The sequence below is a fragment of the Bryocella elongata genome, from assembly GCF_900108185.1.
Classification (GTDB): Bacteria; Acidobacteriota; Terriglobia; order Terriglobales; family Acidobacteriaceae; genus Granulicella; species Granulicella elongata.
This window is the reverse complement of record NZ_FNVA01000004.1, coordinates 367,133-379,216: the sequence shown is the minus strand read 5'-3', so window position 1 is coordinate 379,216 and position 12,084 is coordinate 367,133. Positions and strand designations below refer to the sequence as shown.

The following is a 12,084-nucleotide window of genomic DNA, read 5'->3' as shown; positions in this document are numbered from 1 at the left end:
CCTGCATCCCGTTACAATGTAGCCGTCCCTGCGTGGCCCTTCGAAGCGATTTCACGGCTAGACCTGCGTGATTTCACCGTGAATCACGGAGCCGCCGGGCACCGGAGTCCGCATGATCGCCCCCAGGACCGTTGCCGAGACTCCATCCGTCGAGCAGCAGCGGCGCCAGGTCGAACGAATCCTCGCCTCGGTAACCTTTCGCAAGTCGCACAAGCTTGCCAGCTTCCTGCGCTTCATCTGCGAGCAGACGCAGAAGGGCAAGACCAGCAGCATCCACGAGCAGAATATCGGCGTAGAGGTCTTCGGCCGTACCGAGGGTTACCACATCGGAGAGGACAGCATCGTCCGATCCCAGGCGCGTTTCCTGCGCCTCCGGTTGCAGGAGTACTACTCCACGGAGGGTAAGGAGGACGCAATCGTCCTCACCATCCCCAAGGGCAGCTACGTCCCCGAGTTCCAGTTTCGCGAGCCCGAGGTCGCGGCCACGGCCGGAGCATCAGCGCCGATTCCGGTTCCCTCTGCAGTCCCCGTCCAGGTGCTCGCAGAGCTCGAACCAGAGCCGGGCAGCCGTCGCCATATCTACATCAGGACGGCCATCGCGATCGGCGTGGGCCTCGTCCTTTGCCTCGCGATGATCGCGGGCTGGCGGCTGCGCCTCGCCGACCGCGCTGCCGCGCACGTCCCCCTGGACCAGCGCTTCTGGGCGAGCATCTTTGATCCGCAAAGGACTACGATCCTCGTTCCGGCCGACAGCAGTCTCGTGCTGATGGATGAGTTCATCGGCAGGGAGATCCAGCTTCCCGACTACATGACGAAGCATTACCGGGAGCTGACCCCGCCGAAGGGCATGGAACATCTTTGGCAGGTGTTGCTCACCAGCCAGTACACCAACGTCGCCGACCTCCGCATGGTGTCGGCGCTGCAGCGCATACCCGAGGTCGACCACAGCAAGACGCAGATCCGATTCGCCCGCGACGTCAGCCTCAGTGAGCTGAAGCAGAACAACGTCATCCTGATCGGTAGTGCGCGGGCGAACCCCTGGGTCGATCTCTTTGAGCCCTTCGGGAGGTTCCGCGTGGGCTACGACCCGCTCACCCGGGTGAATATGGTGCAGAATCGCGATCCCGGACCGGGCGAAAAGTCGGAATACGTCGAAATCGGCGATGACCGCGAGCACCTCGCGTACGGCGTCGTGGCCTACCTGCCCAGTCTCGATACCCGAAGTTCCTCGCTGCTCATCGGCGGGACGAGCAAAGCCGGGACCGAAGCTGCCGCCGAGTTCCTCCTGAGCCCCGACTTTTTGCCCTTTCTAAAGAAGATTTCGCAGGAAGGCCGGGCGATTCCGCACTTCGAGCTGCTGCTGTCTGCGCAGAACCTCAATGGGACCTCGTATCAGAGCAACGTACTTTGCTATCACGTGCTCACTGGGGCGCCGTCGTCGCGATAGCCTTTCTCCCACCCGCCGAAGCTTAGAGCCCTCGATTCTGAAGCACAGATGACCGGCTTTTTCACGGGCCTTACGTTACCGATTACGCCATTCATTCTAATAGCGTTAGTCATCGTTTCACGGTGAAACACCCGCCTCACCGTGAAATACGTTGCCAACCCCAAAACGAGGCCCGGATACTCCCGCCACTTCTCTTGAGGTGGCATTTCGCGACGTGAACTTCGCCGCCCAGAGAAGCTTTGGAGGCAGTTCATGAACGTTTTCACCTGGCACACGATCCGGCGCGCCCGGACAGCAGTGGTCGGCCGCGGTTTCGCACTGGCTGGAGCCCTGACCGTGGGTCTCATGCTCTGGGGAGGAGCACACCTGCACGCGCAGGGGATCACCGGAACCATCACCGGTACCGTGTCCGACCCCAGCGGAGCAGCCGTCCCCGGCGCGACCGTCACGATCACCCAGCCGACGACCAACACCGTCCACACCATCACCACGTCCGATAACGGCAGCTTTACCCTCACGCAGCTCCCCCCGGGAGACTACATCGTCAAGGTGGACCACGCGGGCTTCCAGAGCTACCGCCAGACGGGTGTCCACCTGACGATCGACCAGACCCTCTCTCTGGCTCCGACCCTGACAGTCGGTGAAGTCAGCCAGGTGGTCGAGGTTTCCGGTGGCGCTCCAGTGATCCAAACCGACGATTCCTCGGTCGGCTCCGTCATTGAGGCCCAGGCGATCCAGAACACGCCGCTCAACGGCCACCTCAGCGTGATGGGCCTGATGGTGCTCGCACCCGGCATCCAGGGCGTGGGAGCGCAGGACCAGCTTGCCACCCGCGGTCTGACCGTAGCGGCCGGCACCGGCTCCCGCAACGCGTACGGCGGTCTCGCCTCCACCCTGGACGGCGTGAGCAACGCCGAGGTGACCCTGCAGCGCGCCGAGCCCGAAGTTCCACCGCTCGACGCCATCTCGCAGTTCAAGTTCATCTCCACCGGGGCTCCGGCCGAGTTCGGCCAGCCGGCGGCGCTCATCGTCGCCAGCGCCAGCGGCACCAACCAGTTTCACGGCGAGCTGCTGGAGTACAACCGCTCCAAGGGTATGGGCGCGAAGGGCTACTTCAGCGGCTCTTCGGCACGTCCCCCGTACCAGCGCAACGAGTTCGGCGGCAACTTCACCGGTCCCATCTGGATTCCGAAGGTCTACAACGGCAAGGACCGGAGCTTCTTCTTCTTCGCGTATGAAGGCTTCCGCCTCACGCAGTCCTACTCGGACAACACGCAGCAGCCCACCACGCTGATGCGCCAGGGCGTCTTCACCGAATTCCCTACGCTCAACCTGGTCGACCCCACCACGGGCCTTTCCTTCGCCAACCAGACCATTCCCACGGCCCGCATCAACGCAGTGTCGGCACAGCTGCTCACGCTGCTGATGCCGAAGGTCACGACCAGTGGCACGGGCGTCAACACCTACGAGCAGGTGGCAGAGACATCCGTGGCAAACCGTATCTCTGTGCGCCTGGATCACAAGCTGTCGAGCAAGGACCAGATCCGCTTCACCTACCTGCGCGCTTTCTACGGCCCCAGCCCCACCAACGGCTCCGACAGCCTGCAGGGCGGCAACGCACAGGACGGCGAGCACAACTCCAACTTCATCCTGGGTTGGACGCACACCTTCTCGCCGAGCCTGCTGCTCGACACCTACGGCTCGTTCTTCCACCTGCCGATCTACCGCACGCCGCAGAACTATAAGACTGACTTCTCCTCGATCATCCCGGGCCTTGGCCAGGAGCTGATCGAAGGCGCGCCACAGATCTCCATCACAAACATCCAGTCCATCTCGGAGTCCGGTTCGAAGGATCTCGAGCAGGTTGGCCAGCTGGGCACGAACCTCACCAAGGTCACCGAAAAGCACACCCTCAAGATGGGCTTCTCCGTCATCTACGACAATCACTGGAACGACTCCGCGGTCAGCCCACAGCGCGGCTCCTTCAGCTTCACGGGTCAGTACTCGGGCAATGCCTTTGCGGACTTCCTGCTGGGCTACCCGGTCAAGACCATCCAGGCGGTACCGAACAACTTCATCACCCGCAACATCTCCGCGCAGTATGCAGGCTACATCCAGGACGACTGGAAGCCGCTCCGTAACCTCACCATCAATGCCGGCATCCGTTACGACCTGCAATGGTTCCGCGACAACCCGTATGGCCTGAACTCGCTCTACGTCCCATCCCTGAAGGAAGTCGTCGTCTTCGGTAGCTCGTATCCGGCAGCATCAATCTCGAACTTCCTGACCTCGATTCCCATCGCCTTGTCGGGAACCGCAGGCCTGCCCAGCAGTGTGTTCGCGTACCTGGGCCAGGACAAGAAGAACGTCGCGCCTCGGATCGGCTTCGCGTATGAAGCTGTACCTCACACCGTGCTGCGTGGTGCGTTCGGCATCTACTACAACCTGCTGCCGGCGTCCTACGTGGGTACGGCTCCGTTCGGCACGCTGCCCTTCTCCGGCTCGGCGACGTACAACAACGCCTCGGGCTCCACGCCTACCTTCTCGATGTCGAATCCTTTCTCGGCAACAGGAAGCTTCGCAGCGAACCCCTCGGTCCTGGCGCAGGCTCCGACCACAACGCCCTACACCGAGGAGTACAACCTCGCGGTGGAGCATGAGTTTTCGCATAACTGGGACGTGCGCATCGGCTACGTGGGCCAGCACAACCTGAAGCAGAACAACTATGGTGGTAGCGGCAACTATGCACCGAACATCAACCTGCCAGCGCAGCCCGTGCTGATCAAGAACGGCTCCGTCACGGCGCAGAGCCTCAACCTCGTGCAACCCTTCTCCACGATCGGCCTGAACCTGGATCCGATCTTCCACAGCACCTCAAACTCACTGCAGCTGGGAGCTCATCACCAGTACCACAACGGTCTTGCGTTCGGTGCTGAGTACCAGTGGATCCGCTCGCTGGGCACGGAGAACATCGAGAACCCCTCCGGCGCGACACCGAACGATTCCTACGGCCCCATCGGGGGTATCGCTCCGCAGGTTCTGACGGTCAACTACTCCTACCAATTGCCGTTCGGCAAGGGCAAGGCGTTCCTGGGCTCGTCCAACGACTTCGTCGACAAGCTCGTCAGCGGTTGGCAGGTTTCGGGAATCTCGGTCTTCCAGAACGGCCAACCGTTCTCGGTCACCTACACGGCACCTGGCTCCTACACCGATGGCAGCGGCAACAAGTGGACGAACCTCGTCAGCGGCCGAGCCAATCGCGTCGCAGGCGTCGCACTCTATCCCACGACGAAGACCAAGGCGCAGTGGTTCAATGCAGCAGCGTTCACAGCTCCCGTAAACTCCTCGGCAATCCCTGGCGGAGCGTACGGCAACTCGGGCTATGACATGCTGCGCGGACCGCGCTACCAGGACTGGGACATCAACCTCGAGAAGAACATTACGTTCAACGAGAGGTACCACGTCCAGTTGCGGGCGGACTCGTTCAACGTCTTCAACCATCCGAACCTCTCAACGCCAAACGCCAACATCAGCAACACCTCGACCGTTGGCACCATCACCTCGGCAAGCGGTACCCCCACGTACGAACAGCGCACGGTGGAGTTCGCGGCGAAGTTCAGCTTCTAACCCCTGCGACACCGCTCCACTCGCGGGCAGCGGCCATCGATGTACGATGGCCGCTGCCTGCAACTTCCCCCGGAGATTGGAATGCTTCGCCGAATTCTTTGCCTCTTGTTGCTGTGTGGAACCTCATCTCTCCTGGGCGGGCAGTCTTTACCTGTTGCCCGCCATTTCTTGCCGACATCGATGGATGCCAACACCCGCGAGCTCTTTGAGCAGTCGATGCAATGGAGCGACCACTTTTATGACGACGGCGCCAAGCTTGTGCGCAGTCCTTACTCGACGGGCGCGGCGGGCGCCCATGGCTCAGCGGGTCGCTACATGGTCCGCGAGTCCAGCTGGTACGCTCTGGGCCTGCTCTTTCGCGACCAGGACGGCGATCGCGGCCGCGCGGCGCAGGTGATCGAGAAGGTGCTCGATCAGCAGTACACCGTTCCCGGAGTTCGTTGGTATGGCACCTATAAACGCACACCCGAGGAGCCGACTCCCACGGGCAAGAGCGTTATGTGGCGCGGCTACGACCCCAACTGGCGACACTTCATCGGCACCACCTTCGCGATGATCCTGATCGAGTACCCGGATCGTGTCCCCGCGTCTCTCCGCGAACGCATGTACAAGGCGATCGACCTGGCCGTAGTGGGAGAGATGCAGGAGGGCCGGCTCGTGCCGTCCTACACCAACATCGCCCTGATGTACGGCTTCCTGTGGGACTTCGCCGCGGTGCATGACCATCGCGCCGACTGGCTGAAGCAATCTGCTGACTGGAACGACGCGGTCAACAACCTCTTCTCCGCACATCATGCATTCTTCGAGTACAACTCGCCGACGTACTGCGGAGTCGATCTCTACGGCCTCGCTCTGTGGCGCAACTACGGCTCGTCGGCGCACCTGCGCGACATGGGCAGCACCATGGAGATCTCCCTGTGGCGCGATCTGATGAAGTATTACCAGCCATCGCTGCGCAACCTCAGCGGCCCATTCGACCGTTCCTATGGCATGGACATGGAAAGTTACGTCAGCGTCGTCGGCGTGTGGATGCGCACGATGCTCGATGCGAAACACGCTCCACTGCCTCCGCTGGTTGCCACAACTGACCACCTGCCTGACCTCTGGTTCGCTCCGCACATCGCGATCCTGGGCCTCAACGTGCCGGACGATGCTCGGGCGAAGATGACACACTTCTCCGGACCACATCTGGTGCGGCAGGAGATCGACGACAAGCGGACGGCAACCGCGTGGATCGGCAACAACGTTATCTTCGGTGGCGAGATCACCAGCTTCACCAAGGATGCCGGCCCCACCTCGCAGTTCCATCCGGCGACGGTGCAATGGCGCACACCGTCAGGACAGATCGGCTGGGTGCTGATCGTCGAATGCCCGCCCATCAATGCCAGCGCCGACGAGCACGGCCTCAGCATCGACACGAAGGACGCCAACAGCACGATTAAGATCCAGATCCATGCCAAAGGCACGGACAAAGCGAAGCTCCTGCGCGGCAGCTGGTCCTTGCCCGGACTCCAGATCAAGACCAGCGCCGACGCAAAGGACTTCACGGTCACGGGAGACTCAGATAACCTCTACGTGACTTATACGGGGCTGCACCACATGCGGCTCGAGATCCCCGAATCGAAGTGACGCACCCATGAAGAACGGAATCCTGATCGCAACGTCGCTGTGCCTGCTGGGTGGCTCCGTCGCCGCGCAGGCACAGCAGTCCTGGTTTACCAACTGGCCCGAAGGCTATGCCCCGCAGCAGGTAGGCAAGCGTGTCGCAGAACACTTCGTCACCAGTCCACATCAGCAGCCCACGACAATTCACTACTCCGAAGCCGCCACCTGGTACGGTGCCCTCACCTTCGCGACGGTTACACACGACGATGCGCTTCGCCAGGGGCTCGTGCATCGCTTCGATCCCCTGCTTCCCGGCGGCAGCGAGGTTGGCATCATTCCGCCCCGGGCCCACGTCGACGATGAGATCTTCGGCATTGTGCCGATGGAGATCGGCATCGAGACCAGCGACGCAAAGTACAAGGCTATGGGTCTGCACTTCGCCGATCGTCAGTGGGAGCATCCACAGCCCGACGGTCTCTCCGGCGAGACCCGCTACTGGATCGACGACATGTACATGCTCACGATCCTGCAGCTCGAGGCTTATCGCGCGACGCATGATCGCAAGTATCTCGATCGCGACGCCAAGGAGATGGCGGCCTATCTCGACAAGCTGCAGCAGCCCAACGGGCTCTTCTACCATGCGCCCGATGTGCCGTTCTTCTGGGGACGCGGTGATGGCTGGGTCGCAGCCGGCATGGCCGAGGTCCTGGGCGAGCTTCCGGCGGATCATCCGCAGCGCCCTCGCATCCTCAAGGGCTACCGCACGATGATGGCTGCGCTGCTCAAGTACCAGGGCAAGGATGGCATGTGGCGTCAACTGATCGATCACGACGATGCGTGGCCCGAGAGCTCGAGCTCCGCGATGTTTGCCTATGCGCTGATCAGCGGCGTGAAGAACGGCTGGCTCGACGGGCCGACCTACGGCCCTGCTGCCCGACGCGCCTGGATCGGTATCGCTGGCTACATCGATCAAAACGACAACATCACCAGCGTGTGCGAAGGTACAGGCAAGCTCAACAGCCTTGACTACTACCTGATGCGCCGCCGCCGCACGGGCGACTTCCATGGCCAGGCTCCGGTGCTCTGGGCCGCGACCGCACTACTCCGCTAATTCATCCCTACAGTTTCCGAGGCCCGGCTGGCTCCTGCCCAGCCGGGCATTTTGTTTGCCCACTCCGGATGCACGGTTAAAAAGATCGACCGGGTCGCGATGGCGCGCGCCCGGTCCAGGAGGGGTGTTTTCATGAACAAGACTAGGCATCCTATGCCGACCGCGCGTCGGCCAAAGGGACGAATCTACCTCCACCAAAAGGTGGAGAATACGTCGCTCACCCTACCCCGGAGTTCTCAGCGGAGTTCGTAAGGGATAACGAAACGGCCGATCTGCAGGATGCTCCGTTGCACCGGGGGCCACAAGCGAACCGGCACGACACGCAGCGGCGGATTCGACGGCAGTGCCTCCACGGAGCCAATCAAATTGCCGTTGGCAGCTTCGTAGAAGCTCACATGAAGCCCGGCTTCGTCGCGCGTCCAGCCGAGGAGGTAGGCTCCCGGCTTCAGCGCGACGCTTGCACCGAACTCCACCGGCGCGCCTGCGACGAGGTACTGCGAGTACTTGCCGTGGGCCGCGTAGCCCGCCGTGATGAGCACTGTCACGGCGATCACCCGGCCATGCGTATCGGTGATGCCACTGTTGGCAGTGGCTTCCGTCTCGATGCGTTCCTGCAGGACTGGGGCTCGCGCCGGAAGCACCTCCGCGAGTTCATCGGCAGTCGCTGTGCGCCATAGAGCAGCCAGGTCCTTGTGCGAACGCTGAGCACGAGCCGTCATCGGCGAACACGCAACCGCCAACAGCATCAACGTGATGGCGAAGAGCTTCATCGATGGTTCACCAGACCGCGTTCGATAGCCACCACCGCAGCTCGTGTGCGGTCGGGTACGCCAAGCTTCGACAAGAGACTGTTCACGTGCGTCTTTACTGTAGCCTCCGAGATGAACAGGTCCGACGCGATCTCCTTGTTGCTGCGTCCTGCGGCGATGCGCTCCAGCACCTCATGCTCACGCGTTGTCAGTTGCTGGTCCCCAACGCGCTGTGCCAGCTTCTCAGCCACGGCTTGCGGTATATGACGCCGCCCCGCATGCACCGCCCGGATCGCCGCAATCAGCTCCTCGGGAGGCATGCCCTTGAGCATGTATCCGCGAGCTCCCGCCTGCAACGCACGGTAGATATCTTCATCACCATCGAACGTGGTGAGCACAAGGAACCGCGCTTCAGCATGCTTCTCGCGCACCTTGCGGATCGTCTCCGCGCCACCCATGCGCGGCAGCTGCAGATCGATCAATACAACATCAGGGCGTTCGCGGTCGTACGCGGGAATTGCATCCATGCCGTCTCCCACCGCCGCGACTACCTGCATGCCGGCATCCTCCTCCAGCAACATGCGCAATCCCTGCCGCACGATGTGGTGGTCCTCGACCAGCATTACTCGAATCGTCTCTGTCATTCCTGCCTACACACCTTCCCCATAGAGCACTACGAGCGTAACGGTCGTACCGTTGCCGGGGGAGCTCTCCACCTGAAGCTCCGCACCCAGCGTCTCCGCCCGTTCCCGCATGCCCTGCAGACCGAAGTGTCCTTCTTCGCGAGCCTGCGTGTCCAGCGAGAAGCCGCGTCCGTCGTCGTGAACGACGACCTTCAGCTGTTGCGGCAGGTAACGCAACGTGACGGCGATGGCCTTCGCTTGCGCATGGCGAGCGGCGTTCGACAGAGCCTCGCCGACGATGCGTGTCGTCTCGCGCTCCACTCCAGGGCGCAACGGTCGTACCGGACCGTCAACCACAACGCGAGTGATCTCTGCGATCGACGCATTGCGCAGGGCAAGTCCCCGCACTCGCGACGGTAGATCAAGGTTCACGGAGCCGTCGCGAAGTTCGGCGATGCTTTGTCGCGCCTCGGCAAGGCCCTCTCCCACGAACTTGCGGAGGCTGCGCAGCTGCATCACGGCGCGGTCGAGGCGGCCATCGGGAAGCGGACGATGGTTGAGCTGCATCATCACCAGGTCAAGCTGCAGGGTCGCGCTGACGAGGTCCTGGGCCAGGGTGTCATGCACCTCCCTGGCGATCCGGTTACGCTCTGCAAGCGTCACCGCAAAGCGCTGCCGCAGAAAGCGAAGGCGATAGAAGTACCCGGCACCAAGGCATGCGGCCCCGCACGCGAAGATCAGCAGGATGAACCACCAGCGCCGATAGAACGGCGGCGAGATCCGCAGCGCCAGCATCGCCTGTTGCGAACTCCACGGCTGGCCCTCGAGGGCGGCTTCCACGTGAAAGGCGTAGCCGCCCGCCGGGAGCGATGTGTATGTAGCAAAGCGTCGCTGCCCTACCTCGATCCAATCCCGATCGAAGCCATCGAGACGATACCGATAGCGAACGGCTCGGGGATCGCGCAGGCTCAGGCCGGCGAACTCGAACGTGATGCGGCTGCGGCCATACGGCAGCTCCAGCTGCGGTGACAACTCCAGCTCGCGGTCATCCTGTAAGACGCGCTCGAGCGCGATGGGCGCCGCGGGCGGCCCGAGCCCGACATTCGCAGCCGTAGCCGCAATGCCGCCGCGCGTGGGAAACCAGAGCTCACCGTCCGCGCGCAGTAACGGACCTCCGCTGGCCAACGCCAGGGTCTCGGCACTCGGCATCCCCTGCGCCTCGCCATAGGGAGTTAGAAGCCGCGCCACGTCGCTGCAACCTGCAGCGACGCAAGCTGAGAGTCTTTGCAGATCGGCACTCAGGATGCCGTCCGCCGTCTGCAGCCACAACGTGTTCGATACAACCCTCATCGAGACAACGTGCTGCGGACGATTCCGTCGCGGCAACAACTCCAACACGCGCCGCGGCTGATTACCCTCAATCCGCCACAGCACGGCATCCTCCGTTGCCAGCCATAGCTGCGCCGCTCCGTCGTAGGTCATCGCGGCGACCACAGGAGTGCTGAGCCCCTCGGCCTTGCCATAGGTACGTTGAACCTTGTCGGGGCTGACCAGCGAAAGCCCCCCATCGGTGGCAGCCCACACGGCATTGCGCGATGAGCTCTCGCGAGCCAGCATCAGCGTGCCGACGAGATTGCCACCCAGGCCATCCTGGGGGCCGAAGGATCGCAAGTGGTCTCCGTCCACGTACGCCAATCCGTGGGCCGTGCCAACCCAAGCCTGCGTCGCAGAGATCGCTGCGACGCTTCGTACCGAATCGTCCGGAAGGCCTTCGGTGGAGGTCAGGAGCCGAGCCACACCGCGTGCATCGATGCGGATCAGGCCATGCGGCGTACCGGCCCATACTGTGCCATCCGCAGAGCTATCAAGACACAGAATCGTGTCGTTGGGCTCCAGCCCCGCCGCCAGCATGGGCTCGATGCGCCCATCCTTCCAACGCAGCAGCCCCCCGTCGCGTGTACCAAGCACGGGCCCAAACAGTGCAGTCGAGGTGATGGCCGTAATTCCAACATCGGACGTTCCCTCGACCGTGCGAAAGGCAGTGCGGGAAAGCTCATGCAGCCCCGCAGTCTCGGTGCCGATCCACAGGTCGCCCTCGCGGTCTTCGAAGACTGTAAGGACGGACCGCCCGACGAAGTGCGGCATGATCTGCGCGCGGCGCGTCGCCGGATCGAGTCTGGCGAGACCGGAGCTCATGCCAATCCACGCCGTGTGGTCGCGTGCCAGAAAGACCGTCTGCACCCGGCCTCGAGGAAGCTCGTGTCCCGAAGACCAGACCGAGATGCCATGTCCTTCGCGGGCCGTCACCTCTGAAGCGGTCGCACTCCATCCGTTCGCATCCGGGGTTGAAGCCGCAACCACAGGAATGTGGCTCGCCAGCAGTTCACTGTCGCCCAGGGCGCGAGAGCCGCGGAGCCCGGCCTCGAAGTGCCCTGCTCCCGAAAGCACCGCAACCTCGGACTGGCCGGATGCATGCAGTTCCAGGATGGGTGTGCCTTGATACGGTGGTCCAGCCGGAATCGGGACGGACCGGCCGTCTTGCAGTGCGAGCAGGCCATCTCCCGAGCCAACCCACAGTGTGCCATCTTCGGTAACGGCGAGGCAGCATAGGTCGTTGCTAGGGAGCTGCGGGGTCGAGGTCCGATCGTAGACGGTAAACTGCGCGCCGTCATAGCGCGCGAGCCCCTGCTCCGTGGCGATCCAGAGGAAGCCGTCCGGGGTCAGCGCGATGGCATGGACGCTGGCCTGCGGCAGGCCGTCCGCCGTGCTCCAGGACTGGTCACGAAGGTAGCGCGGATCCTGGGCGAGAGCATCGCCGGCAGAAAACACCGATGCCAGCATGCTCACCAGCACAAGGAACCATCGCGATGGAGCGCAGCAATGCAATACCGCCCAGTCAACCATCCGCATCGCGCATCGTCA

7 protein-coding genes are annotated in these 12,084 nt (G+C 62.8%); 4 read left to right on the top strand and 3 right to left on the bottom strand.

All coding sequences use genetic code 11. The features are described 5' to 3' along the window. Nucleotides 1-112: 112 nt before the first annotated feature. From C4S68_RS13515 to C4S68_RS13500, 4 genes are all read left to right on the top strand, one after another. Nucleotides 113-1,447, top strand: a complete 1,335-nt coding sequence (locus tag C4S68_RS13515) for a hypothetical protein (protein WP_103933605.1) — start codon at nt 113-115, stop codon at nt 1,445-1,447. Between the two features lie 252 nt (nt 1,448-1,699). Then, on the top strand, nt 1,700-5,074 hold the full coding sequence (locus C4S68_RS13510) for a TonB-dependent receptor (protein ID WP_103933604.1): 3,375 nt from the start codon (nt 1,700-1,702) through the stop codon (nt 5,072-5,074). A gap of 168 nt (nt 5,075-5,242) precedes the next feature. Then, complete coding sequence (locus C4S68_RS13505) at nt 5,243-6,703, top strand: hypothetical protein (RefSeq protein WP_146072146.1); 1,461 nt, start codon at nt 5,243-5,245, stop codon at nt 6,701-6,703. Nucleotides 6,704-6,710: 7 nt separating this feature from the next. Next, on the top strand, nt 6,711-7,790 hold the full coding sequence (locus C4S68_RS13500) for a glycoside hydrolase family 88/105 protein (protein WP_103933602.1): 1,080 nt from the start codon (nt 6,711-6,713) through the stop codon (nt 7,788-7,790). Between the two features lie 236 nt (nt 7,791-8,026). Here the strand turns inward: C4S68_RS13500 and C4S68_RS13495 are convergent, their stop codons facing one another. The 3 genes from C4S68_RS13495 to C4S68_RS13485 are packed head-to-tail and all read right to left on the bottom strand — an operon-like array spanning nt 8,027 to nt 12,072. After that, nucleotides 8,027-8,560 carry a hypothetical protein gene (locus tag C4S68_RS13495; RefSeq protein WP_103933601.1) on the bottom strand — a complete coding sequence of 178 codons (534 nt, stop codon included), beginning with the start codon at nt 8,558-8,560 and terminating at the stop codon, nt 8,027-8,029. Next, nucleotides 8,557-9,183 carry a response regulator gene (locus C4S68_RS13490; protein WP_103933600.1) on the bottom strand — a complete coding sequence of 209 codons (627 nt, stop codon included), beginning with the start codon at nt 9,181-9,183 and terminating at the stop codon, nt 8,557-8,559. Before C4S68_RS13490 ends, C4S68_RS13495 begins: the two co-directional genes overlap by 4 nt. 6 nt (nt 9,184-9,189) lie before the next feature. Beyond that, a complete protein-coding gene (locus C4S68_RS13485; protein ID WP_103933599.1) occupies nt 9,190-12,072 on the bottom strand; it encodes a sensor histidine kinase in 2,883 nt (960 codons plus the stop codon). Nucleotides 12,073-12,084: the final 12 nt, after the last annotated feature.

Excerpts from the sequence above, each read along its gene's own strand:
- C4S68_RS13515 (WP_103933605.1), top strand. The coding sequence starts at position 113 with ATGATCGCCCCCAGGACCGTTGCCGAGACTCCATCCGTCGAGCAGCAG.
- C4S68_RS13510 (WP_103933604.1), top strand. The coding sequence starts at position 1,700 with ATGAACGTTTTCACCTGGCACACGATCCGGCGCGCCCGGACAGCAGTG.
- C4S68_RS13500 (WP_103933602.1), top strand. The coding sequence starts at position 6,711 with ATGAAGAACGGAATCCTGATCGCAACGTCGCTGTGCCTGCTGGGTGGC.
- C4S68_RS13495 (WP_103933601.1), bottom strand. The coding sequence starts at position 8,560 with ATGAAGCTCTTCGCCATCACGTTGATGCTGTTGGCGGTTGCGTGTTCG.
- C4S68_RS13490 (WP_103933600.1), bottom strand. The coding sequence starts at position 9,183 with ATGACAGAGACGATTCGAGTAATGCTGGTCGAGGACCACCACATCGTG.
- C4S68_RS13485 (WP_103933599.1), bottom strand. The coding sequence starts at position 12,072 with ATGCGGATGGTTGACTGGGCGGTATTGCATTGCTGCGCTCCATCGCGA.